This is a genomic window from Enterococcus sp. DIV1067f, assembly GCF_050543505.1.
Taxonomy (GTDB): Bacteria; Bacillota; Bacilli; order Lactobacillales; family Enterococcaceae; genus Enterococcus_D; species Enterococcus_D entomosocium.
In genome coordinates this window covers 2,547,287-2,573,662 of sequence record NZ_CP172940.1, presented here as the reverse complement: position 1 = coordinate 2,573,662, position 26,376 = coordinate 2,547,287, and the positions used below count along the sequence as shown (strand labels likewise).

At 45.2% G+C, this 26,376-nt stretch carries 19 protein-coding genes and 1 other annotated feature (1 of these 20 running past the window's edge); of the genes, 14 read left to right on the top strand and 5 right to left on the bottom strand.

The annotated features are described in order from the left end of the window. The first annotated feature begins 55 nt into the window (after positions 1–55). From IGJ42_RS11845 to abc-f, 3 genes are all read left to right on the top strand, one after another. A complete protein-coding gene (locus tag IGJ42_RS11845; RefSeq protein WP_005225368.1) occupies positions 56–1,306 on the top strand; it encodes an MFS transporter in 1,251 nt (416 codons plus the stop codon). Positions 1,307–1,324: 18 nt separating this feature from the next. After that, the gene (locus IGJ42_RS11840) at positions 1,325–2,593 is read left to right on the top strand and encodes a dicarboxylate/amino acid:cation symporter (RefSeq protein WP_430615533.1); all 1,269 of its coding nucleotides are present in this window, start codon (positions 1,325–1,327) and stop codon (positions 2,591–2,593) included. Positions 2,594–2,952: 359 nt separating this feature from the next. Beyond that, positions 2,953–4,422 (top strand): ribosomal protection-like ABC-F family protein, encoded by a 1,470-nt coding sequence (gene abc-f / locus IGJ42_RS11835; protein ID WP_034872367.1) that lies wholly within the window; start codon positions 2,953–2,955, stop codon positions 4,420–4,422. A gap of 158 nt (positions 4,423–4,580) precedes the next feature. Here the strand turns inward: abc-f and IGJ42_RS11830 are convergent, their stop codons facing one another. From IGJ42_RS11830 to IGJ42_RS11820, 3 genes are all read right to left on the bottom strand, one after another. Further along, the gene (locus tag IGJ42_RS11830) at positions 4,581–5,726 is read right to left on the bottom strand and encodes a cation:proton antiporter (protein WP_005234488.1); all 1,146 of its coding nucleotides are present in this window, start codon (positions 5,724–5,726) and stop codon (positions 4,581–4,583) included. Between the two features lie 204 nt (positions 5,727–5,930). Next, on the bottom strand, positions 5,931–6,728 hold the full coding sequence (locus IGJ42_RS11825; RefSeq protein WP_430615530.1) for an alpha/beta hydrolase: 798 nt from the start codon (positions 6,726–6,728) through the stop codon (positions 5,931–5,933). Beyond that, positions 6,725–8,302, bottom strand: coding sequence for a PucR family transcriptional regulator (locus IGJ42_RS11820; protein WP_430615528.1), 1,578 nt, complete (start codon positions 8,300–8,302; stop codon positions 6,725–6,727). Before IGJ42_RS11820 ends, IGJ42_RS11825 begins: the two co-directional genes overlap by 4 nt. Positions 8,303–8,418: 116 nt before the next feature. On the opposite strand from IGJ42_RS11820, the gene fdrA reads away from it, so the two are divergent. The 11 genes from fdrA to IGJ42_RS11765 all read left to right on the top strand — a co-directional run bounded on the left by fdrA (position 8,419) and on the right by IGJ42_RS11765 (position 24,110). Next, positions 8,419–11,427 carry an acyl-CoA synthetase FdrA gene (fdrA, locus tag IGJ42_RS11815; RefSeq protein ID WP_430615526.1) on the top strand — a complete coding sequence of 1,003 codons (3,009 nt, stop codon included), beginning with the start codon at positions 8,419–8,421 and terminating at the stop codon, positions 11,425–11,427. Beyond that, positions 11,417–12,238 carry a DUF2877 domain-containing protein gene (locus IGJ42_RS11810; protein ID WP_430615523.1) on the top strand — a complete coding sequence of 274 codons (822 nt, stop codon included), beginning with the start codon at positions 11,417–11,419 and terminating at the stop codon, positions 12,236–12,238. Before fdrA ends, IGJ42_RS11810 begins: the two co-directional genes overlap by 11 nt. 15 nt (positions 12,239–12,253) lie before the next feature. Continuing rightward, a complete protein-coding gene (locus IGJ42_RS11805) occupies positions 12,254–13,504 on the top strand; it encodes an MFS transporter (RefSeq protein WP_008379204.1) in 1,251 nt (416 codons plus the stop codon). Further along, positions 13,501–14,433, top strand: coding sequence for a carbamate kinase (arcC, locus tag IGJ42_RS11800; protein ID WP_008379201.1), 933 nt, complete (start codon positions 13,501–13,503; stop codon positions 14,431–14,433). The genes IGJ42_RS11805 and arcC overlap by 4 nt, the downstream gene beginning before the upstream one ends. A 13-nt stretch (positions 14,434–14,446) precedes the next feature. Next, complete coding sequence (locus IGJ42_RS11795) at positions 14,447–15,664, top strand: dicarboxylate/amino acid:cation symporter (RefSeq protein ID WP_081343838.1); 1,218 nt, start codon at positions 14,447–14,449, stop codon at positions 15,662–15,664. Between the two features lie 48 nt (positions 15,665–15,712). Further along, positions 15,713–16,774: an ureidoglycolate dehydrogenase gene (allD, locus tag IGJ42_RS11790; protein ID WP_086297667.1), complete on the top strand. Its 1,062-nt coding sequence runs from the start codon at positions 15,713–15,715 to the stop codon at positions 16,772–16,774. Between the two features lie 227 nt (positions 16,775–17,001). After that, the gene (gene ssb, locus IGJ42_RS11785; protein ID WP_016613685.1) at positions 17,002–17,484 is read left to right on the top strand and encodes a single-stranded DNA-binding protein; all 483 of its coding nucleotides are present in this window, start codon (positions 17,002–17,004) and stop codon (positions 17,482–17,484) included. A 293-nt stretch (positions 17,485–17,777) separates the two neighbouring features. Next, positions 17,778–18,488, top strand: coding sequence for a gamma-glutamyl-gamma-aminobutyrate hydrolase family protein (locus tag IGJ42_RS11780; RefSeq protein WP_005234504.1), 711 nt, complete (start codon positions 17,778–17,780; stop codon positions 18,486–18,488). Between the two features lie 28 nt (positions 18,489–18,516). After that, positions 18,517–20,160, top strand: coding sequence for a peptide ABC transporter substrate-binding protein (locus IGJ42_RS11775; RefSeq protein WP_430615520.1), 1,644 nt, complete (start codon positions 18,517–18,519; stop codon positions 20,158–20,160). Positions 20,161–20,623: 463 nt separating this feature from the next. Continuing rightward, positions 20,624–22,378: an ABC transporter ATP-binding protein gene (locus tag IGJ42_RS11770; protein ID WP_430615517.1), complete on the top strand. Its 1,755-nt coding sequence runs from the start codon at positions 20,624–20,626 to the stop codon at positions 22,376–22,378. Next, on the top strand, positions 22,362–24,110 hold the full coding sequence (locus IGJ42_RS11765; RefSeq protein ID WP_016621448.1) for an ABC transporter ATP-binding protein: 1,749 nt from the start codon (positions 22,362–22,364) through the stop codon (positions 24,108–24,110). Before IGJ42_RS11770 ends, IGJ42_RS11765 begins: the two co-directional genes overlap by 17 nt. Before the next feature lie 137 nt (positions 24,111–24,247). Here the strand turns inward: IGJ42_RS11765 and IGJ42_RS11760 are convergent, their stop codons facing one another. Continuing rightward, on the bottom strand, positions 24,248–25,159 hold the full coding sequence (locus IGJ42_RS11760; RefSeq protein WP_008379185.1) for a LysR family transcriptional regulator: 912 nt from the start codon (positions 25,157–25,159) through the stop codon (positions 24,248–24,250). Positions 25,160–25,297: 138 nt separating this feature from the next. Beyond that, the gene (locus IGJ42_RS11755) at positions 25,298–26,137 is read right to left on the bottom strand and encodes a MetQ/NlpA family ABC transporter substrate-binding protein (protein WP_142971462.1); all 840 of its coding nucleotides are present in this window, start codon (positions 26,135–26,137) and stop codon (positions 25,298–25,300) included. A 49-nt stretch (positions 26,138–26,186) separates the two neighbouring features. After that, positions 26,187–26,376: a binding site (T-box leader), on the bottom strand (it continues 42 nt past the right edge of the window).

The window sequence follows — 26,376 nt, the reverse complement described above, 5'->3', positions numbered from 1 at the left end:
GCTTTCGTTGGCGTGCTTCACAAACTTTACTTGTGTAACTGATGGAGGGAAAAAAATGGAAATCAATAAAGAACGTGGTGGGCTTGCCTACTGGAAACAAATTATTATCTTAATGTGTTCAGGCTGGGTCACTATCTGGATTTATCGCGCTGCGTTATCACCGGTCTATCCGCAAATCAATGAGTCACTTGGCGGCAATATTTCTGATACAGCATTAGGATCGATCGCCAGCTTTTACTTTTTCGGCTATGTGATCATGCAGATCCCTGCCGGCTTTTTAGTGGATAAGATTGGGAAGAAAACAGTTCTGCTCCCAGGATTTGTGGTATTTGCACTGGCAGCTTTACTGATTTCACAAGCCTCTTCAATCTCCATGATCTATACCGGTAGCTTTTTAGCAGGGATCGGCTGTGGATCATTTTATGGTTCCGCGTATTCTTTGACCTCACAGAACATTCCGAAAGAAAAGAAGAGCTTCTCAACAGCGATCGTCAATAGTGGTTCTGCCGTTGGTTCAGGGTTTGGGATGATCTTATCAAGCTTTATCGTTATTCAGATGAATATGCCTTGGCAAACAATGATGTATTTATCCGCTTTCTTGATCGTTTGTATGACGATCGCTTTCGCATTGGTTATCCGCAGCAACAAAGAAGACGTAGCTTTCTTGGAGAGTCAAGCAGCAGCTGAAGAAGAAACAACGGATCAGCCGAAAGAAAAAGTTTCCCTTTCGACCTTGTTCTCCCTGCGGATGCTCTTTACGTATGTGTTATATTTTGCGACGTGTTATGCCTACTATATGACGGTTACTTGGCTACCAAACTTCTTAGGAACAGAACGAGGCTTCCAAGGAGTCGCAATCGGCTTCTCTTCTTCATTGGTGGCATTTGCTTCGATTCCTGGGGCCTTGTTCTTTAGCCGCTTGGCAGACAAATACATGCATAAAAAAGTTACCTTTATCGTTATTTTAGAAGTATTAGCGGCGTTGATGTTATTAGTAACGGTGCAAGCAACAAATTCGACTTTCTTAATGATCGCGTTGATCTTGTACGGGTTCCTTGGAAAACTAGCGGTTGAACCAATCATCATTTCTTGGCTAGGGGAAAATGCACCAAAAGTTGGGGTCGGTACGACATTAGGGGTCTTCAACTTTTTCGGCATGATGTCTTCCGTTATCGCACCAACATTGACCGGATCGATCTCGGATGCAACAGGGTCAAAAGTAATGGGCTTTTATATCGCAATTATTTTGTTGATCGGTGGTACATTCTTATTCTTGACTGTAAACTCTAAGAAAACAGCAAAGTAGAAAAGTGAGGAACAACAGATGAAAAAACGATCCTTAAAAATCAGTTTGACCAACCAAATCATGATTGCAACGGTATTGGGGATTTTTTGGGGCGTTTCCTTTCCCGGTTTAGGTGATCAAATGCAGCTAGTCGGGGACTTCTTCTTGCGACTGATTCAAATGTCTGTGGTCGTGTTGGTCATGGGCTCGGTGATTGAAGCGGTGGGGGGACTTGATCCAAAAGAATTAGGTGGGATCGGCGGGAAAGTCTTCCTCTGGTTTACCGGTTCGACCCTCGTCGCCGCTATTTTCGGTCTCTTGTTCGCCTTGATCCTCAAGCCCGGCGCAGGCCTTGACCAGTCGCTGCTGCAAAGTACAGAAACTGCATTAAGTACCAGCAGCATAGAAGAAGTCATCTTGAACTTTGTTCCACTGAACATTATTCAAGCCATGGTGGAGCAGAATATGATCCAAGTGATTTTTTTTTCGCTCTTCTTTGGCCTTGCCTTGAGCTTAATCAAGCATGAAAAAAAGAATCAGCTGTTTCTAGATATGATCGGTAGTTTTAATCATATTTTGTTAAAAATGGTCAGCATGATCATGAAGTTGGCGCCGATCGGGATTTTCGGCCTTGTTGCTTCCTTGGTAGAAGATACCGGCATTCGTGTGTTGGGAATGTTAGCCAGTTTTTTATTGACGTTAGCAGCGGCATCTTTGCTCTTTTTGTTTCTTTGGTTTCTCTTGACGTCGCTCTATTGCAAAGTTTCCTTGTTTCGTTTGATAAAGAATATGTGGCGTCTATCGGTGATTTCCTTTACGACCACCTCTTCTGCTGTTTCATTGCCGTTTCAAATCGAAGATGGCAAAGAACGATTTGGGATCAGTGATCGAATCAATAAGCTCGTGATGCCTCTAGGCATGACCTTAAATAGCAATGGGCTCTCCTTATTTTTAGCCCTGGCAATCGTAACCGTTGCTCAGGCGTACCAGATCCAATTGAGCTGGGGGGATCTTTTGCAAGTGGTCTTGTTGTCCTCGTTGGCATGCTTGGGAACGATCGTCGTTCCAGGCGGCGGATTAGTCACACTGGCTACGGTTTTACCTATGTTAGGACTGCCTAATGAAAGCATCGCCTTACTGGCAGGGATCGATTGGTTTTCTGGGATGTTTCGGACCCTCTTGAATGTTGACCCTGACGTCACGGTGGCGTTGATCGTTGCTCATGATGAAGGAGAACTGGATCGTGCAATCTTCAATGGTGAAAAAGCCCAGGTCAAATTAGCAGAAAAAATCACCGATGGCGTATAAGACCAATCATTCTTGTGATGAAACTTTACTCTTTTTTGGAAACGTGCTACGATTGATTCGTTGATAGACTAAAGAAGCTTCCTGAAATACCGTAAACGGTAAACAGTAGCGGCTGATTTTCCGCTTGTCATTCAACAGACAACTACGACAAAAAGAGGAGGAAAAAACATGACAGCATCGATGAAATTGTGGATTGACCTTTTGAATAGCTAATTTAAATCTATTTCAAAAGTCTAGGCAATCGTGATTTCAAGGGATGAGTGTCCTCTTTTTTCCAATTTCTTATTAAAATCAGGGTATAGCGGTAGGCTATGCCCTTTTTTTGTGCTTGCGTTTTCCTAGACGGGAAGGACAGACTGATGGAACAATTAAGTGTAAAAATAAACAATCTAATCAAAAATTATGGGGCCAAAGAAGTACTGAACATTGAAGAACTGAGTGCCTATCAAACGGATCGTATCGGGATCGTGGGCGCAAACGGGCAAGGCAAGTCTACCTTGCTGAAGTTGATTGCGGGAGTGGTCGATCCTGATTCAGGAACGATCCAAAAAGAAAATTCGTTTCACTATTTCCCGCAAATCGCTGAGGTGACTGAAAAGACGGAGGCCCTTGACTGGGCGCTGTTCGGTCGTTTTTCGATCCCAACAAATGAATTGGCGACACTAAGCGGCGGGGAGGAGACCAAATACCGGTTGGCACAAACGTTATCTTCCTATCAGTTAGGACTTTTGCTCGATGAGCCAACGACCCACTTGGACCAGCAAGGAATTCAAGTCTTGATTGATGAACTGCAGTATTATTATGGCACCCTGATCGTGGTCAGTCATGATCGGTATCTATTGAATCAGCTGGCAACGAAAATCTGGGAAGTCGATCAAGGCAAAGTCACCGAGTATTCTGGCAATTATGACAGTTACCGACAGCAAAAAGAGCAAGCGGCACAGCGTGTTGCCTGGGAGGCTGCGCAGTATCAGCAACAAAAACAGCAGTTGACCCAAGCGATCCAAAAGAAAAAAGAACAAGCGATCAAGAGCAGTCGCATTTCTGAAAAAAAGCGGCAGCAGAACATCCGACCAGACCGTTTGTCGTCATCAAAACAAAAAGACACGGTGCAAAAGTCATTGCAAAAAACAGTCAAAGCCATGGAAAGCCGCTTGGATCAGTTGGAAGAAGTGAAGGGTGTTGCCCGGCAGCAGGTGATTCGTTTTCCGGTAGTCCCTGCAGTGGAGCTGCATAATAAACGACCGATTCGTGGGGAGCAAGTAACCATTCAAAGAGGGGCGAAACGTTTGCTAGACAGCAGCAGTTTCCAGTTTGCTGCCGGGAAGAAAATCGCTATCGTGGGTCCGAACGGTTCGGGAAAGTCGACTTTACTAAAAGAAATCATCGCAGGCGGAGAGGGAATCTATGTATCACCGAAAATCGTCTTTGCGGTCTACGAGCAAATGGGCTATCGAAAAAACAGCACCACACCGCTTTTGACGGAATTGATGGCTCAAACAGACTATCAGGAACCACTGGTCCGCAGTATTTTACACAATCTGGGATTTAGCCAGATTGACGTGATGAAGCCAGTCAATGTGCTAAGCGGCGGGGAAGCGACACGGGTCGAGCTCGCACGCATCTTTACTCAATCTGCCAATGTCTTGATACTTGATGAACCGACGAACTTTATTGATCTACCGACAATCACCGTCTTGGAACAATTGATTCGCAGCTATCGAGGCATCGTTTTGTTCACATCTCACGATCAAGCGTTTATCGATGCCGTCGCGGATGACGTGTATCTAATCGATCATGGGAAATTAACATTGGTTTCTAGTAACTAGCAGCATAGTCGCTTTTATACCTGTATAGAGAAAAACAGCGCGGGAAAGGAAGCGACCGCCCAACGTTCGATCAACAATCGGCCGTTGAGCGGTCACTACAAAACCCGCGCTGTTTTTTTTTTGCAATCATCGGTATCGCCTCGCTGTTGCTACATCGCTTAATAAATCTTTTTCGTAAAGTATTTTAAGATCAGGGGAGAGATCAAGGTACTCAACAAGACAACGATCACCAAAGGGGAATACAATGCGGATGAGATCAATTGGTTTTGTTGACCAATCTGCAAAATGATCAATGCCATTTCACCTCGGGAAATCATTCCAGCTCCCACCATCCAAGCACTGTTGTTTGAGAATTTCGCGATTTTCGCCCCGACATAGCCGCCGACCAATTTGGTCATGATCGCGACCACGGTAAAGGCAAGAATAAAGAATAATTGCTCATTTAAGCGGGAAAAATCAACTTCTAAGCCAACGCTGACAAAGAACACCGGAATGAAGACGGCGTAACCTAATGCTTCGACACTGTGTTCCACTTCCTCACGAACCTTCGTTTGACTGACAGCGATCCCTGCGAAGAAGGCACCAATGACCGAGCTTAACCCAACGAGGTCAGCAAGATACGCCATTCCTAAGCAGATGATCAGTGACATGATGATCACCGCGGAATTTGCAAATAGCTTTTCTGCAAGTGCCAATAAGAACGGAGCAATCCATTTCACTAATAGAAAAATCAACACAAAATAAATCAATTCTACCAATAAGGTGACCGGCAGTGGTGTTGCTTGGCTGCTTTCGCCGCCTAAAAAGGAGAGGCTAAGACTCAAAACCAACACGACCAAAATATCATCCACGACGGAAGCACCAAGAATCGTCGACCCTTCTTTCGTATTCACCACATTCAACTCTTTCAATACTTCGACAGAAATACTGACTGAGGTGGCAGCTAATACGATCCCGAAAAAGAACGCTTCTGTGGGACTGCTTTGAAAACCGACCCCCGTGGCATACCCGAAGAGCATAGGGAACACGATCCCCAAAAGGGCAACGAGCATCCCTGGACGAAAATAGCGTTTCAATAAAGAAATATCACTTTCCAATCCCGCTAAAAACATCAGCAAAATAACACCAATCTCTGAAAAATCATGAACCAGAATATCTGGATGGACCCAATTGAGTCCTGCGCCTCCTAATAAAACCCCCGCTAACAACTGCCCGATAACAGCAGGAACGCCCATCCGTCTCGCCAGATGCGAGAAGAGGGTCGTCGTGATTAGGATCAAACACAAAATCCCGACAAAATGCATAAAACCTCATCCTTCTTTCCTATAACATACTCCCCTTTAGTATAGCATTCTCTCTTGAATTGAGCCTGTATCAAGCCTTTTTTTATTAAAAGAGTTTCATTAAACCACACGTTTTTTGAGATAAGGAGGAAGCGAAGGCAATCAGAGTTTTTCTGTGCACTCGTCGAAATAAAAAAACATTATTTTCACTTTACTTGTATCAAATTATTGTTTGAGCCAACGGGCGAGCTGCTGAAACACCATTTGGACTTGCGGCTCCTCGACGTTTTTCAAAAAGTCGTGGGGCAAATCATAGACAGGGACAAATTTGCTTTTAGGCACTTTCTTCAAGCCTTTGCTGTAACGAAAAGGAACTTCCTCATCGGTACTGCTGGCACTGCTGAAAATTGGAGGAAATTGAGCAAGCAGCTCAGGATCAATGGCATAGTCAGAAAGATCCTCAGCTGTTAGCCCATAGATCGTGGCGAGTTCTTGCTGTTGGACCCAATAAACATAAGGCAAATAGCGCTGAAACTGCGGATCATCCCAAACGATCTCGGTTTGATCCAAAGGAGGAACTTGCTCTTTGCTTAAGAGCGGCTGCTGCAAGACTCGTTTGTTTTCAATAAAAGAAAGATCGGTATACCCATAAAAATTGACTAGTTTTTCAGGCAATCTCTGTTGTTCCTTCAGTAATTGCTGGGTCAGCGCCAGCATCAAATAACCGCCAGCTGAGCGTCCGCAGAAACAAAACGGATTATCTTTAAGCACAGTTGCTTGCAATTCTTGAAAATTTTGCCAGTTCAGCGCCAAAATCTCCGCTAACGAGGAATTGGGCGCCAGTAAATAATCGACTGTGAGGACGCTGTATTGCTGCTCTTGAAATAGTGTGATCAGTGATGCGGGAATGTCTTGACGGGTTCCATAAACAAAACCGCCGCCGTGAAAGTAAATCACGTATTTCTCCGAAGCAGGATAAAGGGACACCGAAGCACCGGTGGTCAATTGCCATTCTTTTTTCATTTTGCTTGACTCCTTTTCTGAAGCTCTAATAAATAGGTGCCGATCTCGTAATTGACTAATTGGATCGGACTTGTCAGATCGATCTCTAGTAGCTGTTCGATTTTGCTTAGCCGATAACGAATCGTTTTGGCATGAAGAAACAAGGTTTCAGCCGTATTTTTGTAATTGCGATTCGTGATAAAAAAGGTATACAGCGTTTTGAACAGCTCTTCATTTTCTTCCGAGAGTTGATACAGCTTCGGGGGAATGCTTTGCTGCAGCTTTTCCAGTTGGTTCTCCTTGATAAAGGAACTAAAGATACCTAAGTCGCTATAGGCAATGATCGGCGCCAAATAAAACTGCCGATTGAAGCGGATCGCATCCAAACACTCTGGCAGGATCTCTTTGATCTGTTCCTTGCGCAAGACTTCGCTGACCACCAAGCAGCCATGTTCATCGGCTAACAGGGCATCATCAAAATGTGTCTGCAGCATCTGTTTCGTCACCTGGTGGGCGATCGATTGGAAATTATAGAGGATCACCAAATAATTGTGGTGTTCAAAAAAGACGTGGGGTGTTTTCAACGCCCGTAGCTTGTGCAAAACGACGGACTTACGCTCCTTATCTTTAAAGCTGTTGGAAGCAAAGGCAATGCCTTGGTAGAAATCGTAGCGATCCAGTTGCGCTTCTTCTAACAAAAGATCCAGCTCAGCCAAATTGCTAGGAGTGTTTTGCAAGATCGCATCGGCAAGATTGTTCATGCGATTGTAGCGCTCTTTCTTCAACAAATACGCCATTTGGAGGCGTTCATAGATGACGTCGATCACATTTTCAATAATCATGACTTTTGCCTCAGGGATCTGCGAATCTTTCTGATAAACGATCAAGGTACATAAATCATTGTAAGGATTGATGATCTCTACTTTGATGGCAGTCACATATTGATTGTTCTCATGAGAAAATAATTCTAAATATTCGTAGTGGTTCTTGGTAAACTCGACGGTTTTCATGGGTTCTTGCTTGGTCACCACGAAATTCTTAAAGGATTGACCGACGGACACATGCACATCTAAATGGGGGATGCGCAAAGAACAAGGCTTTTCGATCAATTGATAGAACTCCTGCATGATCTGATCGAAAGAAGAGTGGTTGCGCTCGACTTTCATGAAGCGCTGGCGAACTTCGTAATAGGTACGCAGCAGCTGGGTTTGGTGATTCAGCAATGGTTCGTAAACCGCTAGCATGATGGCTTCATAGCTGACTTCTTGCTGCACTTTGATCAAAGGGATCTGATAAGCAAAGCTAAGCTCAATCACCCAATCTGGAATCATAGGGATCAAGCGATCCACTTTGATCACTAAACCGCTGACACCGATTTGCTGCATTTTTTCAAAAAAAACACGCAGTTCCTCAGGGGATTGGTCTTTGAAGGCATAAAAAGAAGTCAAAATCAATTGATGGGCTTTGCTCCACTTCTCAATGTCCATCGCTTCCAGCACCATGACGGAACCGACGGAATTTGTTAAACCAATGGAGCCAGTCAGGATTTTACTTTTTTCAAAAAGCGGCAATTCAACCAATTCTTTTAATTTCATAAAATGCTCCTTTTTTCTCTTTTGGATAAAAAGTATAGCATTTTTTTAGAACTTTATCCAATGAAAACGCAAACAATGCTCGTTAGAATGAGAGTATAAGAAAAGGAGGAGAACAAATGCTGCACACAGTAATCTTAAAGAATAACTACCAAGATTCCATTAACTTAATGCTGCTGACGAATACGATCAATGATCTAGGCGATGTCGAAATGAGTCAAATCATGATGGGGACGGATGCAAACAAAGACATATTAAATAACACTGGATTGCTTTCTAAAGAGGCAGAAGGTGCTTCACCCAACGATATGATGATCGTGGTCGATAGCCAAAACGAACAGATCATGGATCAAGTAATGCCAGCGATCGATTCATTTTTAGCTGATCTTTCAGCAAAAGATCAAGGCAAAGAAACGCCAGCGGCGGCTTCATGGCAAGAAGCCTTGAGCGCAATGCCAGATGCCAATGTTGCATTATTTAGTATTCCTGGGGAATATGGCGCAGCCGAGATGGAAAAAGCGCTAAAAAATGACTTGCATGTTTTCTCGTTTACGGACAATGTCGCTATCGAAGATGAAGTGCGTTTGAAAAAGCTGGCTCATGAAAAAGGCTTATTGATGATGGGGCCTGACTGTGGGACTGGTATTATTTCTAGCATTCCGATTGCCTTCACGAATGTCGTGGCACCAGGAAACATCGGTGTTGTTGGTGCCTCTGGTACGGGGATTCAAGAAGTGACGACGATCATTGACCGATTAGGCGGTGGTGTCGTTCATGCCATCGGGACCGGCGGACGTGACTTAAGCGACAAAGTTGGGGCGATCACTGTCAAAGATGCCATCGTTGCTTTAGAAAATCATGAACCGACAGATGTGATTTGCGTGATCTCGAAACCACCTGCAAAAGAAGTGCGGGATGAAGTCGTTCAATTGCTACAAAGTATCAGCAAACCTGTAGTAGCGATTTTCTTAGGAGAAAAACCAGAAGCCCATGAAGGAAAAGTCTATTTGGCACATACTCTGGAAGAAACAGCGCGCATTGCTGTTGATCTTGCCAATGAAGAACCAGTCAAGGCGAACTATTTTGAACGCGTGGAAACCCCAGATGTGCCCAAGCTCGCTGCCGACAAAGTGGTTAAAGGTCTTTATTCTGGCGGAACATTAGCTGCCGAAGCAGGAATGCTGATCTCCGAATCCTTGAATTTAGAAGGCCTTGTAAAACAAGAAGGCTATATCTTACATTCCCACGGCTACGATGTGATCGACCTTGGTGATGATATCTATACCCAAGGCAAACCGCATCCAATGATCGATCCTGAAGTGCGCATCAAAAAAATCGAAGACTATGCGCAAGATGAGCAAACCGGGGTCATTCTATTTGATGTGGTGCTAGGTTACGGCGCGCATGCAGATATGGTAGGAGCTTTGTTACCAGCTATCGAAGCTGCACAGCAAACAGCCCAAGCAGCTGATCGAGCGTTGTACTTTGTTGCTACCGTCTGCGGAACTGAAAAAGATCCGCAAAACTACCAAGAAGCAGTCAACCGTTTGAAAGCAGCTGGCGTCTATGTGGCACCAAGCAATGCTCAAGCAGTGCAATTAGCCCTCGCTTTAAAAGGGGCGACTCTTTCTGAAGCAGACAAAACAGTCAATGACTATACTGGTAGCAAGGTTGAGGTGCCGACAGTCAGCGAGAAAGTAATGGAGCTGTTGACCACCAAACCACGGATCATCAATGTTGGCTTGCAAAGCTTCAATGAATCGATCCTGCAATATGGCGGGAAAACAGAACAATTCAACTGGCGTCCTCGTGCTAACGGCAACAAGAAAATGATCCGTATTTTAGACGCGTTAGAAGAATTTGACGAAAAAATCACAGCTGAAAACCAAGCAGTGACGGATAAAATCAAAAATGCCCAACCATTCTTGATCGATGTCGTTCCGGCTAAATCAGTGATCGCTGAATTAAACGAAAGTCAGAAAACCTTGCTGCATGCAGGACCGCCGATCCAATGGTCGGAAATGACGGGACCGATGCAAGGATCTTGTATCGGCGCTGCCTTGTTTGAACGCTGGGCGAAGGATGAAGACGAAGCCCGCCGCCTACTCGAAAGTGGGGAAGTCCGCTTTATGCCATGTCACCATGTCCAGGCAGTCGGTCCAATGGGCGGGATCACTTCAGGGAATATGCCTGTCTTTGTGGTTGAAAACCGCCTTGTCGGCAACAAAGCCTACTGTATTTTGAACGAAGGGATCGGTAAAGTCTTGCGATTCGGTGCTTATTCACAAGAAGTCATCGATCGTTTGGATTGGATCAAAGACGTCTTAGGACCAACCATTGCCAAGGCATTAAAACTAACTGAAGAAGGCATCAATTTGAATGTATTGATTGCCCGGTCGATCACAATGGGGGATGAATTCCATCAACGAAATATTGCAGCATCATTGAACTTCTTGAAAGAGATCGCGCCGTTGATCATCCAAACAGAAATCGATGAAAAGCAAAAATATGAAGTGATCAAGTTCTTAGCAGATACCGATCAGTTCTTCTTGAATATCATGATGGCAACCGGCAAAGCCATCGTTGACGGTGCCCGTGTCGATGCCAAAGGAACGATCGTGACCACCATGACGAGAAACGGCGTCAATTTTGGGGTTCGTGTCGCCCAAACAGAAGACCAATGGCATACTGCACCAGTCAATACGCCGAAAGGTTTGTACTTTACTGGGTTTACCGAAGCAGATGGCAATCCTGATATTGGGGACAGTGCCATTACTGAAACCGTCGGTGTCGGAGCAATGGCGATGGTAGCCGCACCAGGTGTAACACGCTTTGTCGGCGCTGGTGGCTTTGAAGATGCGCTAGAAACTTCCAATGAAATGGCAAAAATCTGTTTCGGTCATAATCCGACCTTCTCGATCCCAACATGGGACTTCCAGGGGACTTGTTTGGGGATCGACATCCGGAAAGTCGTTGAAACAGGCATCACCCCAATCATCAATACTGGGATCGCCCATAAAGAAGCAGGTGTCGGTCAAGTCGGTGCAGGGACGGTGCGTGCACCGTTAGGCTGTTTTGAAAATGCCTTGACGGCTTATGCGAAGGATCTGGGGATCGATGTTGACTGAGAAAATCAAAATCAGTGATTATCTAGACCCATTGCAACGATTCGGTCGTACCGGTCGGGTGCATAGCGTGTTTGATCGTTCATTCAATGTGATGATCGGGCAGCAGCTGGTCAATATCAACAACTATCGCAACTATTTGACTGGCTTCGGAGTCTTTTTACCAGATGCATTGTTTGAGCAAGTCCTGCCTTTGATCGAGGTCGGCAATCGCGTGCAAGTCCGAGAGCATGGTCTGACCTTTTACAGCACAAAAGGAACATTTTCTCTTTCATTAGAGGAAAAAGAATTGGTTTCGCTGCAGGTGAAGGAGCTATCCTTCACCTCTGCGGAATTGCAGTTTTTGAAAGAAATCCTGCTTCAACAAAAACTAGAAACCAAGATTGGGTTGCCCGAAGATGAGAAAACCCAAGCAGTGTTTGCGGCATTGCGGCAGCCTGTCTCAGATTGGGAACCAATCATTGCTCACCTGATTGGCCGCGGCAAAGGATTGACACCTAGCGGCGATGATCTTTTAGTTGCCTATCAAGCGATGCTCTATGCCTTGCAGCAGCCGGAAGCTGACGCGTTAGCGCAAGCATTGGCAAAACCGCTGTCTACGACGGATGTCAGCCTTGCTTATATTCAAAGTGCCAGTCAAGGGTATGTCAATTCGGTGATGCTGCAATTATTTAAAGACTTAAAAAAGCAAAACCCACAGGTGATTGAAAAAGATGTGCAGCAGTTGATGTCCGTTGGTCATTCGTCAGGCAAAGATCTTAGTTTTGGGTTGTTGTTAGCGTTGGAGTCATTGTCACTTGAGGAAAAAGAATAGAAATGGGGAGAAATCATGGAAATCAGTAACCAGAAAGATGCGGTCAAAGTAAGCAATTCTTACTGGAAAAAAGTCGTTGCTATTTTCTTTGTCGGCTGGATTTTAATGTACGCCACACGGACGATCTTCAATCCAATCATGGGTGTGATCGGAGAAGAATTCAATTTAAGCAACACACAACTAGGACTTGCCAATAGTATTTTCTTTTTGACATATGCCGTTGCGCAAATTCCTTTTGGCATCATCGGCGACAAAATCGGTCGCAAATTGGTGATCGCCCTAGGTTTTGTTTTATTGGCAGTGACTACTTACTTCAGTGGGCTAGCCACAAGCTTCGTTTTGTTCTTAGTGATTCGTGCCATTGCAGGGATTGGTCAAGGTGCCTATTACGGTCCGCAATACGCATTGTCTACCGAAGCGATTCCCGACAACAAACGGACCGTCGGAAATGCCATTATCAACAGTGGGATGGCGTTTGGAACGTCTGGCGGGTACTTGCTTTCTAGTAAATTGGTCTTGGATAACGGGGGCCATTGGAGCCAACCCTTCTTCCTAATGGCGTTTCCGACCTTGATTGTCGGTGTCTTGTTCTATTTTGTTTTGAAAGAAAAAGTGATTCGTCCAGAAGATGAAGGACAAGAAATAAAAGAAGAGGGGCCAAAAGAAAAGATTTCCTTGAAGCAGATTTTTTCAAACCGCAATCTCGTGGCAGCCTTTGTTCTATGCTTTACCAGCATTTATGCAAACTTTGTGATTATAACTTGGCTGCCGCAATTCTTGATTGCCGAGCGTGGCTTTGAAGGGGCGAGTGTCGGCTTTATTGCTTCCTTAGTCCCATGGGCATCGATTCCAGGTGCGTTGATTTTTGCTCGATTGAATGATAAAACTGGCGCGACGAAAAAATTAGTCTATTTATTGGTCCCATTGGCAACCCTTTCCGTATTTGCCATTGCCTTTGTAACGGATCGTACCTTATTGATCACTGTTTTGATTTTGTATGGATTGACTGGCAAGCTGGCGCTTGATCCAATCGTCGTGACCTTTGTGACGAAAAACGCACCAAAAGGCGCCTTAGGAACGACCTTGAGTGCCTATAACTTTATCGGGATGTCGGGGTCGATCTTAGCACCTTATGTTACTGGCTTTTTAGCCGATTCTTTAGGATCGATGCAGGTCGGGTTTTACCTGTCTTGTCTATTACTGCTGATCGGATTAGGTGTTTTTGCCGTATTAGCAAAGGAAAATCAGAAGGAGAGCATAAAATGAGTTTGAATGTGATCGCGTTAGGCGGCAATGCTATTTTAGATAAAGACCCTAGTGATGAAGGACAAAAAGCAGTTGTTGCGCAAGCAGCACGTTATATTGCCGATTTTGTCGAAAAAGGGGAAAAAGTCATTGTTTGTCACGGCAATGGACCACAAGTCGGCAACTTACTGTTGCAGCAAAAAGCAGGGGAAAGTGAAAAAAATCCCCAATTGAAATTAGACAGCTGCGTGGCAATGACCCAAGGAAGTATCGGTTATTGGCTGCAAAATGCCTTGATCAATGAGTTTGCCACACGACAAGCACATCCATCGGTGATCTCATTAGTCACCCAAGTTCGTGTCGATCCAGCAGATCCATCGTTTGAGAAACCTTCCAAACCAGTCGGACCTTTTTATAGTGAAGAGGAAGCCAATGCTGCGATGGCAGCCAATGGCGGGGTGTATCAAGAAGACGCTGGGCGTGGTTACCGCAAAGTGGTTCCATCGCCGAAACCGCAAGAAATTGTTGAAAAAGAAGCCATCAAAACATTGGTCGATGCAGGTGTGATCACGATTTGTGCCGGTGGCGGTGGCGTACCTGTCGTTCGCAACGATAATGGGTTTACTGGCGTGGAAGCCGTCAACGACAAAGACTTTACCGCCAGTGTCTTAGCAAAAGATGTGCAGGCCGATCGCCTGATTATTTTGACCGGTGTCGACAATATCTACATCAATTACAATCAGCCGAATCAGCAAGCCTTAGGGGAAATCAGTGTGGCACAAGCCAAGGGCTACATCGAGGAAGGCCATTTTGCAGCGGGCAGTATGTTGCCAAAAATAGAAGCTGCGATTGATTTTGTTGAAGAAGATGCAGCCAGAACCGCGATTATTACCTCAATCGAAAAGTTAGCTGAACTGGATCAGCATACAGGAACCATACTTCGAAAATAAAGAGGGGATCAAAGTGAAAGCAAAAAAACTACCGATGGTGACGCAGATCGTTATTGCCGTTCTTCTAGGGATTCTTTGCGGTTTGTTCTTTGGGCAAGCCGCTTCATTCCTAAAAATCTTGGGCGATCTTTTCTTGCGTCTGATGCAAATGGCGATCCCGTTATTGATCGTTGGCCAAATCATTCAAGCAGTTGGGGGGATTGCCCCGAAAGAACTCACTCGTTTGGGTGGAAAAACGATCGCTGTCTTTGGGATTTCCTCCTTATTCGCTGCTGCATGGGGCGTGCTGATGGCGCTCTTCTTTGCTCCAGGCAAAGGGATCGACTTTTCACAAGCTGCCGGCGAACCTCTGCAAGCACAAGAAATTTCTATATCAGAGACTGTAATCAACTTTATTCCCACGAATATTTTCGATGCGTTGAGTAAAGGGTCAATTATTCAAATCATCGTTTTTGGGTTGTTCTTTGGTGTTGCTCTCAATCGCTTTATGCAAAAGAAACCTGAGTCATCTCTTTATGGGCTGATCGTGGATCTAAATGAGGTTGTCATTGCTATCATTCGTTACGTGATGATCGTGGCACCAATCGGTATTTTTGCTTTGATCGCTTCAACGATCAGCTCCCTGGGCTTGCAGATCATTTTGCCATTAGGCAGCTATTTGCTCGTCTACGGTCTAGCCACCGTCACGTTCCTTGGGCTGTGGCTAGTCTTATTGACCGTGTATTGTCGGATCAATCCGTTACGATTGATCAAAAATATGAAGAATATGTCGGTCATGGCATTGGCGACAACCTCCTCTGCCATCACGCTGCCGATCGCTATGGAAGAATCCCAGAACAAATTAGGACTCAGTAGCCGCATCACCAATTTGGTATTGCCATTGGGCATGTCTTTGAACAGCAATGGGTCAGCGATGCATATGGCGATTACCGTCATGACAATCGCCCAAATGTATCAAATCAACTTTGACGGGATCCAAATGGTGACGGTAGCTGTAACTGCGACTTTCGTTTCTTTAGCCAATGCAGTTGTTCCCGGAGCGGGGTTAGTTTCCTTGGCAATCATCGTTCCCCAGCTCGGTTTACCAATCGAAAGCATTGCGCTATTTGCTGGTGTCGAATGGTTTGTTGGCATGCTGCGGACAATTTTGAACGTGAACTCAGACGTCTATTCAGCGCTGCTGATCGCTAAGTCAGCCGATGAACTGGATTATCGCGTGTTTAATCAATAAGAGAAGCCGTTGCCAAGCGTGCTTCTCTTTTTCTAAGGAGGAGAAAAGATGGAAGAAATGAGCAGACGTTCTCTGCTGGAATTAGAAGCATTGATGAAAAAGAAACTATTGGCTGCTGGTTTGCCAGAAGCCGCTGCCAGTGAAACAGCGGCGCATTTGACCTTTGCGGATGCTTGCGGGATCCATTCTCATGGTGCCGTGCGGATGGACTACTATGCCGAGCGTTTAGTAAAAGGTGGCATCACGCTGGAACCAAACATGTCTTTTGAAAAAACAGGCGCCGCTACCGGAATTTTCCACGGAGATAACGGCATGGGGCATTATGTGTGCAATGAAGCGATGGCGATCGCCATTCATCTGGCAAAAGAAGCCGGGATCGCTGCAGTAGGAATCGAGCAGACCAGCCATAGCGGGACGATGGCGTATTACGTCAAACAGGCTGCTGAAGCCGACTTAGTAGCGATCGCCATGTGTCAATCGGATCCGATGGCGGTGCCTTTTGGTGGGACCGAAAACTATTTTGGCACCAATCCAATCGCGTTTGCTGCACCACGAGCCAATCATCCACCGGTGGTTTTTGATATGGCGACGACGGTTCAAGCGTGGGGCAAAATTTTGGATGCTCGCTCGAAGAAGCAGCAGATCCCCGATACTTGGGCAGTAGACGAGCATGGCTTGCCTACCACCGATCCCTATGCTGTCCAAGGATTATTGCCAATCGCTGGTGCTAAAGGATATGGCTTGATGATGATGGTGGATATTTTAGCTGGCTCGATGCTAGGCTTGGCTTTTGGTAAACAGGTCACCTCCATGTATGCGGACTTGACGGAAAAACGCCGCTTAGGACAATTCCTTCTTGTGATCGATCCATCTCGTTTTACCAACACCGAAACCTTCAAGCAAAGCATCGATCAGATGGTGACTGAGCTGCATGCAATCCCGCCAGTAGAAGGGCAATCACAAGTCTACTATCCTGGAGAGATCAGCCAAATACACTTTGAAAAAGCCCAGCAAGAAGGGGTCATGATCCCCAAAGCGATCATCGACTACCTCGAAAGCGAAACCCTCCATTTTGATCGCTATGGTAGTCAAGATTCCTTTGCTAAATAAAAATCCGCAAAAGGCAGTTGGTTCATAGGGGGATTGAACCAATTGTTTTTTGCTGTCTGGAGCAAAGAGAAGTTTTCAGTCAGAAAATCGCACATTATTGGCAGGATCAGATGAATTCTTTGAGTTGGTTCATTTTGTTCAAAGCATTTCTTAAGCCATTCGACCTTTGATTGCTTGTTTTTTGGAATGTGGTAGAATAGGTCGCATAAGTTAAGATCACTCAAGAAATGAGAGAAAAGCGAGGATGCAACGTGGCAATGAATAAAGTGGTTCTTACTGGGAAAATCGCAGAGATGCCTAGTAAAGAAGCGTTTGATGCGGCGGACGATCAAAGCGTACGTTTTGATCTTGTCATTGTGTCTCAATGGCAAAACAGTGAAGAAGTGCACCATGAATGGTTTGCTTGCGTCATTCATGGAAAGCAGGCAGAGACCTTTTTACGGTATACTCAAAAAGGGGCAAGTATCAAAATCAATGGACACTTGCAAGGCTGTCCTTATGAAACACCAGAAGGTCAGAGACTTTGTGCGGCAGAAGTGGTGGTGGATAGCTTCCAAATCATAGAGTTGGCAGAAGAACCAGCGGCGCCTTTTCCTAAAAAGCGGCCATCGACACTTGATGAAACGACGCAAACAAAGTCGATCCGTAATGAAAAAGATCCCCTAAAAACACAGATGCTGGAGTTTTTAAAAGACAATCGATTATTTTAATGACGAAACATGCGGAAAGCAACGGCTTCTCGCATGTTTTTTTACGTAGAGAAAGCATTGGCAAAATTCAACTATATCTGACTAGCGGTGTTCTTTATTGCTTATCAAAGAGGGGGTTAAATAGAATGGTGATTGTAATAAATGATCGCGAAAGTGAAAATAGTGTTTCACAAAAAGTGCGGATTGGTTTAGAATAGTTGAAACATATCTTGAGAAAAAGTGCGGCGCTTGCCTTGTTCAACTGCTAGATACCGCTTTTTTTTGAAAAAATCGTTAATCAGGGAGGGATGTCGATGGGCAAACCAATTATAGGGATCGCTGCGAATGAAGTGCAAGATGCTGGCGATGTGCTGCATCATTTGCCGATCGCCTACACACCATTAGGGTATGTGCGAGCGATCCAGCAAGCGGGCGGACTGCCATTGCTCGTGCCAATCAGTGAGCCAGCTGCAGCCAAGGACTATGTTTCACAGATCGATAAACTGGTATTAGCTGGTGGACAAGATGTTTCACCCAAGTTTTATGGGCAGGAGGCCCATCAGGCAACTGGAAGCGGCTTGTTGGCACGGGATGAGTTTGAACTAGCGCTGATCGATGAAGCGCTGCTGCAAAAGAAACCAATTTTTGCGGTTTGTCGGGGAATGCAGCTGGTCAACGTGGCATTCGGTGGCACGCTGCAGCAAGACATCAGTACCTTCAGTGAGATCATTCATATGCAGGCGCCGATTCCGAAAGAAGTGCCGACCCATGCCATCGTGACGGCTGAAAAAAGCATGTTGGCTCGTGTTTACGGTCAAAAAACAAAGGTTAATTCCTTTCATCATCAAGCGGTGGATCGATTGGCTCGTCCATTGCAAAAGACAGCTTGGAGTCCTGATGGCATCATTGAAGGCATTGAACACGTGGGTCAGCGCTTGTTGGCGGTTCAATGGCATCCTGATTTTGCCTATGATGCGCTTATACAAGAACAAGCGGTTTTCAAGTATGTCGTTGACGTATTGTAAGAAAGAGGATCACGCAAGGAGGAGAAAAATGAAAAAGAGAATGATGGGTATCACTGCTTTCACAGTATTGGTTTTAAGTGCCTGCAGTACCACGAGCCCCACGACGGATTCTGGACAGCAAGAGGAGCAAGGAGCCGTTGCGCAAGAAATTCAAGTGTCAACCGCTGGCGCCTTATCAACCCTTGATAGCGGACAATACACGGATGTCAATAGTTCCGATATGATCGGACAAGTGGCAGAAGGGTTATACCGTCTGGATCAAGAGGGGGATCCTGAGCTTGCGATGGCCGCTGAAGAGCCTACGGTATCAGAAGACGGACTGGTTTATACCTTCACCATTCGTGATGCAAAATGGAGCAATGGCGATCCTGTTACTGCGGATGATTTTGTCTACGCCTTTCAATATGTTGCTAATCCAGAGAATGGTTCTAGTAGCAGTAATCAAATGGATGTGTTGAAAAATGGCAGTCAAGTGCGTCAAGGGGACGCTGAGGTGAGTGAGTTAGGTGCAAAAGCATTGGACCAGCAGACGTTAGAGCTGACATTGGCAAGTCCAATCTCGTATCTGGATCAAATTTTGGTCGGGACACCTTTTATGCCAAAAAACCAAGCGTTTGCTGAAGAAAAAGGTGCCGATTATGGGTTATCAGCGGAAAATTTTGTCGGCAATGGCCCATTCTTGATCGAAGGGTGGAACGGGACCAACGAATCATGGACGTTAACGAAAAATCCTGATTATTGGGATGCTGAGAATGTCCAATTGACCAAGATCGACGTGCAAGTAGTGAAGGAAACGGCGACTGGTGTCAGCCTTTTTGAAACAGGAGAACTGGACTACACCACCTTAACGGATACTTACGCGCAGCAATACCAAAACTCAGCTCAAGCCAACTATGTGCCAAAGGCGCTGGTGGGGTATTTAAGTGCCAACCAAAAACGAGAAGTCACAGGCAATGTCAAAGTACGTCAAGCAATTTTACAAGCCATCGACAAAGAGGCATTTGCCGAAAATATCTTAGGTGATGGGTCCACTGCATTGAACGGCTTTGTGCCAAGCAACTTTGCCAAAGATCCTGAAACAGACCAAGATTTTCGTGAAGAAAATGGCGATTTACTGCCGTACGATTTAACAGCCGCACAAGAGCTTTGGGCACAAGCCAAAGAAGAGTTGGGACAAGAGGAAATCACTTTGGAACTGTTGTCAGCAGATACAGCAGCAGCCAAGAAAACCATCGAGTTTGTCCAAGGGCAGTTAGAAACCAATTTGCCAGGATTAACCATCGATGCCAAGTCGATTCCTTTACAAAACCGTTTGGACTTGCAATCCCAAGGTGAATTTGATCTCGTTTTTGGGACTTGGACACCAGATTACGCGGACCCGATCAACTTCTTAGAATTTTATGATTCAACAGGTGGCTTGAATACGTCTGGGTATGCTAGTGAAAGTTACGATCAAGGGTTAGCAGAAGCACGGACGACTTTAGCAAACGACCCAGCTGCCCGTTGGGACTTATTGAAAGAACTGGAAAAACAATTGATCGTTGAAGATACAGCCGTTTTGCCGTTATATCAAGGGGCGGTGGCGTATTTGAAAACAGATCGTTTGCAAGGGGTGCAAGTGTTTCCTTTTGGACGAACAGTATCCTATCGCCTAGCATCTGTCACAGAATAAACAGGTAGTAAGAAAACAGAGGAACTTTTTTTCAACCAAGTGTGCTGATCAAACAGCGTTTGTTGAAGAGAAGGGCATCTGTTTTTTTATTTTAGCCAAAATCGTTGCAACTCTTGGGGTAAAACAGGAATTCGTTTTCAAAAAAAGGTTGTTAAAAAGGGCTGTTTTCACATCTGTGTTTTTAGAAAAGTCAATCTTTTTTAAAGAAAATTAATAAAAGTTGTTGCATTCTCAGAAACTTATCTGTAAAGTGTTAGGTGTAGTCAGCAAAATAAAAAGAGAAGGAGGGATTACGATGCAAAAAGTATTTGATAAAAAAACAACCAAATTGAATAAAGTGAATCCCTCATTCGGTAACCATTAGTGTACAGATAATGTCTATAATAACGACGTTTATGCTCTGTCCTTTTTCCGAAGGGACAGAGCTTTTTTGTGTACTTTTTTAGAATGTGAGGGATAAAACATGAAGTATGTATTAAAACAATTAACAACGTATTTTAAAGAACATAAGGTGCGCTATACCTTCGTATTCGTCTTTATGGTGATTGCTAGTGCGATGTATGTCGCACCAATCTATATCTTGCGCTTATTCATTGATGCGCTGATCCAAGATAATTTTGATTATTCGATACTGGTCCAATACGTGACCCTCTTTGCTGGAGCTATCTTGTTAGGATATCTGGCCGAATTTGTTTGGACGTTTAATTTATTTATTGGTTCCTACGATTTGCAAAAACAATTGCGGGAACAATTGATGAGCCACTTTCTTAAAATGGGGGCGCCGTTTTACCATCGTTTCCGAACAGGCGATTTAATGACTCGTTCCAGTGACGATGTCCAAGTGATGGGGATGACCGTTGGGTATGGACTGATGGTTTTCTTAAATACTAGTTTGTATCTAAGTTTTATCGTGGCGATGATGGCTGGGACGGTTTCTTGGCTATTGACGTTGATTGCCTTGATCCCAATGCCGCTTTTAGCCTATTACATTTTCAAATGGGGCTCGCAAGTCGATAAGGCGTTTACGGAAGCGCAGAATTCTGTTTCTGAGATGAACAGTGAAGTGTTGGAGATCATTGATGGCATTCGGGTCGTCCGAGCTTATGGACTAGAAGGAGCCACCACTGAACAGTTTCAAAAGAAAACACTGGAAACAAGAGCAAAAAACAATATCGTTTCTGAGATCGATTCCCGTTTCGGGCCGCTGATTACCATCATCTTAGCGATCAGTTTTGTGATGAGCTTTGGTGTTGGGGCGTTTCTTGTTGCCAACCAAACGATCACCATCGGTGCGATGGTCTCTTTCCAAGTGTACTTGACAATGGTCGTTTGGCCGATGATCTCAGCAGGAGATCTTGTGAATGTGATGCAACAAGGTGCCGCATCCTGGCGTCGGATCAATGAAGTGCTGCAGACGGGTGATGAATTAGAAACTCCTGGTGAAGCCGACCTGCAAGCCATCAATACGATCCGTTTTGAAGCATACCATTTCCAATACCCACAAGCAGCTCGTTATGTGTTAGAAGGACTGGATTTGACGATCACTCGTGGAGAAGTCTTAGGGATCGTTGGGAAGACCGGTAGCGGAAAAACGACGCTGCTAAGACAATTCGGTCACCGCTATCCATACTCTGATCAAGTACCCTTGATTAACGAGCAGCCGTTGACGACCTATCAAACAACAGCAGTGCGCAACCACTTTGCAGAAGTGCCGCAAGAACATACCTTGTTTTCACGAACAATTCGCGAGAACTTGCTATTCGGACAGCCAGATGCTTCAGAAGAAGTGTTGTGGGAAGCACTGGAAGCCGCTTGCTTTAGTGAAGACATCAAGCGGATGCCAGAAGGGCTCGAAACGGTCGTCGGTGAGAAAGGCGTTTCCCTGTCTGGTGGACAAAAACAACGCTTGTCCTTAGCACGGGCGTTTATACGAAACAGTGAAGTCCTCTTACTGGATGATGCCCTTTCGGCAGTTGATGCCAAAACGGAACAAGCCATCATCACGAATTTGAAAACGATGAAGCAGGCACCGACCTCCATCATCGTGACCCATCGATTGTCCGCCATCACCGAAGCGGATCAAATCATCGTCTTAGAAGACGGACGGATCACACAGCGTGGTACCCATCAGGAGTTGATCGAAACGCCAGGCTGGTACCAAGAACAGTATTACCATCAACAGTTAAAGGAGGACGATACAAGTGTTCTCAACGATTAAGCGTTTGCTCACGTATTTGAGCTATTATAAAAAACAATTTACCGTGGGCGCAATCTTGCTGTTGTTGGCAGCAGCGCTCGAACTGACTTCACCACTGATTGCCAAACAGCTGATCGACCGAGTGATGACACCGGCGGTTGACAGCAGAAACCTAAACACGATGCTTTTGATCCAATTACTCGCTGGGTATTTGCTGGTCAATTTGATTGGTTCTCTCTTTCGTTATATCAGCTTGCTGCAATTGCGAAAAATGTCCAACAGTATTGTCAAAAAAATGCGGGATCAGCTTTTTGACCATATGCACAAATTACCGGTTTCTTACTTTGACCAGATCCCAGCTGGTAAAGTCGTCGCACGGATTACGAATGACACCGAAGTTTTGCGGTCTAATTTCTACGTGATCGTGATCAGTAATTTGTTAAGCAACATTATCCAAATCATTGGTGCGTTTATTGCATTATTTCTTTTGAACCGCACCTTAGGAGCAGCGATGCTGATCCTGATCCCGATTTTAGGAATCTGGCAGCATTTTTACACAAAATATGCCTCTCGTTACAATTTAGCAATGCGGGAATACATCTCACAAATCAGTGGGCAGTTAAATGAATTTGTCCAAGGAATGGCGATCATCCAAGCCTTCCAACGAGAAAATCAGTTGCAGAAAGAATTTAATGAGACAGTAGAGAAATGGTTCAAAACCGGACGTAAATACCTCTTACTCGATTCAAGTATCGCTTGGGGATTAGGCAATTTGTTGCGAAATTCAACGATCTTGATTTTGATCACGACCTTGGCTGCCTTTTTCCTTGATGGCCGCTTGGCGATCTCAGCAGGCTTGCTGTATGCCTTTATTGATTACATCAACCGCCTGTATGATCCCATCGAAGGGCTTGTCCAAACCATCACCAATGTGCAGCAATCATTGGCAGCCGGACAGCGGGTCTTTGAGTTTGCTGATCAGCCGGTTGAAAAACAACAAAGTGAGCAGCTGACTGTCACGAATGGCGATGTTTCTTTCCAACAAGTGACCTTTGGCTACGATCCTGAGCAAGCAATCTTGCACGATATCAACTTTGACGTTGCAGCAGGAGAGACCATTGCTCTAGTCGGTCATACTGGTTCTGGAAAATCGAGTATTTTGAACCTGTTGTTCCGTTTTTATGATCCGCAGCACGGAAAAATCGTTGTGGATGGACAAGTGATCGCTGATTTTGATCGTCATAGTTTAAGAGATTCAATGGCGATCGTCATGCAAGATCCCTATCTATTTACTGGAACGATCGCCAGCAACATCGGAATGAACGATCCAACGATCACCGAAGCGATGATTATCGATGCCTTGAAACAAGTCGGCGCTGACTACCTTTTGAGCCGCTACGAAAAAGGCATCCATCATCCAGTCGTTGAAAAAGGCAATGAGTTTTCTAGTGGAGAACGCCAGCTGATCAGTTTTGCCCGTGCATTGGTGTTTGATCCGAAAATCTTGATTCTGGATGAAGCGACGAGCCATGTGGACACTGAAACAGAATCCATCATTCAAAAGGCGATGACCATCTTGCAAAAAGGACGGACGACCTTTATGATCGCTCACCGTTTGTCAACGATCAAACAAGCAGATCAAATCTTGGTCTTGGATCAAGGGAAGATCGTGGAACGGGGAACCCATTCGAGTCTTGTCCAAGGGCAAGGAATCTATCAGCAAATGTATCAAATGCAGGCAGAGCAGCTGTAATCAGCGGTGATTGCCGACAATGTTAACCGTAAAAGAAAATCCTTGAGCCTCCTGCATGGGAAGTGGCTCAAGGATTTTTTATATAATGCGAAGGAGCAGCCAATCATCTATGGGGAGTTGGAAGAGGAGGCCTTCGCTTATATATCAATAGGAAAAGCTGTAAGATGATGCCGTAATTTTGCTAAGAAACGCTCGCCGATCACTGATAACGGGCGATCGTTCTTTTTAATGAGGATGATCTCACCCTCGGACGCGTCGATCAAAGGAAGAAAAGCCAAGTCTTGGCGTTCTGGTTGGGCAACGATCCCCGAGCCGGTTCCATAAAGATCCGTCTGTTGTAATAGCTGGACCATCGTGCCTCGATCGCTGACATGCACCACTTGAGGGCTTTGAGCGAAGTCGATCAAATCTTCTGAGAAGAACGAATAGCGTTCATCTTCTTGCAAAAAGCGTACTTGTGGATAAGGGGCGAGATCTCTTAAGGAAAGCTGCCTTTTTTCTGTCAAGGGATGAGCTGCTCGCAAAAAGACATGGGGGCGAAACCGTCCCAACGCCTCGAAGGACAATTGGGCGCCTTGCAGCAGTCGTTCCAATCCTGCTTGGTTTTGCTCATTCAAATAAAGGATCCCAAATTCACTTCGATATTGTTGCACGTCCGTGATCACCTTTAAGGTCGTGGTTTCTAATAAGCGAAACTGGCGGCAGTCGGGAAATTCCTGCAGCAGCTCACTGAAAATTCCAGCCGTGAAATCATAGTGCTGGCTTGCGATAGCGAAGGTTTGACTCGCTGCTTGCTTGCTGGAAAAACGCGTTTGCAGCTGCGCCACTTGACTCAAGATCGGCTGGGCATGGTCTAGAAATTCCGAGCCTTCGGCAGTCAAGCGGGCGCCTTGATTCGTACGCTCGAAAAGCTGGACCTCCAATTCTGTTTCCAACTCTTTCACGGCTTGGGAAAGACTTGGCTGCGAAAGATACAGCCGTTTGGCTGCTTCACGAAAACTTCCATGGTCAGCGATCGCTTGCACGATGCGCATTTGTTGAATATTCAATTTTTGACCTCCTTTACAAAGATTCAGACGGGGAATGGTCCACTAATCAATAGTAGTCATGTCTTTTCCTTCTATAGTAATAGAAGCTTCTTTAAAAAATACGACGATATTTGCTGCTTATTGCTACTTGTGAAGCGGTCATTGCAATTCTTCAGGAATAAACCAATAACCCGTTTGATTCTCTTCTGCCAGCAGTTCTTTAAAGGCTTCAGAATGATAAGCTGCCACCACTGCCTGTGCCCAGTCACTATCTTTGTTGGCTTTTTTTACCGTTGCCACCAGTTCATATTCTTGCAAAATGTCTTCACTTAATAGGCTTTCCTCTGCAGCGATTCCAGCACTATAAACGATGCTGCCGGGAATCACCGCATAGTCTAAATCTGCTAAGCTGCGGGGGATTTGGGCAGAATCCATCTCGACGATGTCCAGGTCATAAGGATTGTTAGTAATGTTTCTCAAAGTCGCGTCAATGGGCGCCACTTCGGAGTCAAGCTCGATCCAGCCGGCTTTTTGTAGCAGCAACAGGGCCCGGGCACTATTTGACGGATCATTGGGGATCCCGATGGTATCGTTTGCTTCAATCGCTGTTAAACTGTCCTTTCTGCCAGGATACAAGCCGGCTGGAACGGTAGGAATTGGTGTGATACCCACTAAATCGGCATCCGTGTTTTCATTGAAGTTTTCTAAATAGGCGGTGTGCTGATCGACGTTTAAGTCGATCTCGCCATCGTTCAATGCAATGTCCGCTTCCAAGACCCCAGTAAAGCCAATATCCGTCACAGTATAGCCAGCTTCTTCTAAAATCGGTTTGATTCCTTTGAGAAACAGTTCGCTGTAAGGCCCTGGTGTCGTCCCCAATCTGATTTCTGTCTGCTGTTCCTCGGCATTTCCCGTTACTTCTTCTTGATTGCCACAACCGGCAAATAAAACTAAGGACAATAAACCAAAGCCCACACCCAATCGAATCTTTCGTTTCATAACTTTTCCTCCTTTTTTATAAAAAAAGCCTTCCCAAAGAATAGTCTTTGGGAAGGACGATCATTTCGCGGTACCACCTTCGTTTGTTTTTTGCTGAAACAAAAAACCTCAGTCAGTTCATCAAATAAACTGCATTGCGCTATCGGGCTTTCTCCGTCGGGGATTGTTCGTCCACGAATGCTCAAAGGTCATTTTCGGATCGTCTTCCTTACTCGTTTCCACCAGTTCCGAGTTCTCTT

Excerpts from the sequence above, each read along its gene's own strand:
- IGJ42_RS11845 (WP_005225368.1), top strand. The coding sequence starts at position 56 with ATGGAAATCAATAAAGAACGTGGTGGGCTTGCCTACTGGAAACAAATT.
- IGJ42_RS11840 (WP_430615533.1), top strand. The coding sequence starts at position 1,325 with ATGAAAAAACGATCCTTAAAAATCAGTTTGACCAACCAAATCATGATT.
- abc-f (WP_034872367.1), top strand. The coding sequence starts at position 2,953 with ATGGAACAATTAAGTGTAAAAATAAACAATCTAATCAAAAATTATGGG.
- IGJ42_RS11830 (WP_005234488.1), bottom strand. The coding sequence starts at position 5,726 with ATGCATTTTGTCGGGATTTTGTGTTTGATCCTAATCACGACGACCCTC.
- IGJ42_RS11825 (WP_430615530.1), bottom strand. The coding sequence starts at position 6,728 with ATGAAAAAAGAATGGCAATTGACCACCGGTGCTTCGGTGTCCCTTTAT.
- IGJ42_RS11820 (WP_430615528.1), bottom strand. The coding sequence starts at position 8,302 with ATGAAATTAAAAGAATTGGTTGAATTGCCGCTTTTTGAAAAAAGTAAA.
- fdrA (WP_430615526.1), top strand. The coding sequence starts at position 8,419 with ATGCTGCACACAGTAATCTTAAAGAATAACTACCAAGATTCCATTAAC.
- IGJ42_RS11810 (WP_430615523.1), top strand. The coding sequence starts at position 11,417 with ATGTTGACTGAGAAAATCAAAATCAGTGATTATCTAGACCCATTGCAA.
- IGJ42_RS11805 (WP_008379204.1), top strand. The coding sequence starts at position 12,254 with ATGGAAATCAGTAACCAGAAAGATGCGGTCAAAGTAAGCAATTCTTAC.
- arcC (WP_008379201.1), top strand. The coding sequence starts at position 13,501 with ATGAGTTTGAATGTGATCGCGTTAGGCGGCAATGCTATTTTAGATAAA.
- allD (WP_086297667.1), top strand. The coding sequence starts at position 15,713 with ATGGAAGAAATGAGCAGACGTTCTCTGCTGGAATTAGAAGCATTGATG.
- ssb (WP_016613685.1), top strand. The coding sequence starts at position 17,002 with ATGAGAGAAAAGCGAGGATGCAACGTGGCAATGAATAAAGTGGTTCTT.
- IGJ42_RS11780 (WP_005234504.1), top strand. The coding sequence starts at position 17,778 with ATGGGCAAACCAATTATAGGGATCGCTGCGAATGAAGTGCAAGATGCT.
- IGJ42_RS11775 (WP_430615520.1), top strand. The coding sequence starts at position 18,517 with ATGAAAAAGAGAATGATGGGTATCACTGCTTTCACAGTATTGGTTTTA.
- IGJ42_RS11770 (WP_430615517.1), top strand. The coding sequence starts at position 20,624 with ATGAAGTATGTATTAAAACAATTAACAACGTATTTTAAAGAACATAAG.
- IGJ42_RS11755 (WP_142971462.1), bottom strand. The coding sequence starts at position 26,137 with ATGAAACGAAAGATTCGATTGGGTGTGGGCTTTGGTTTATTGTCCTTA.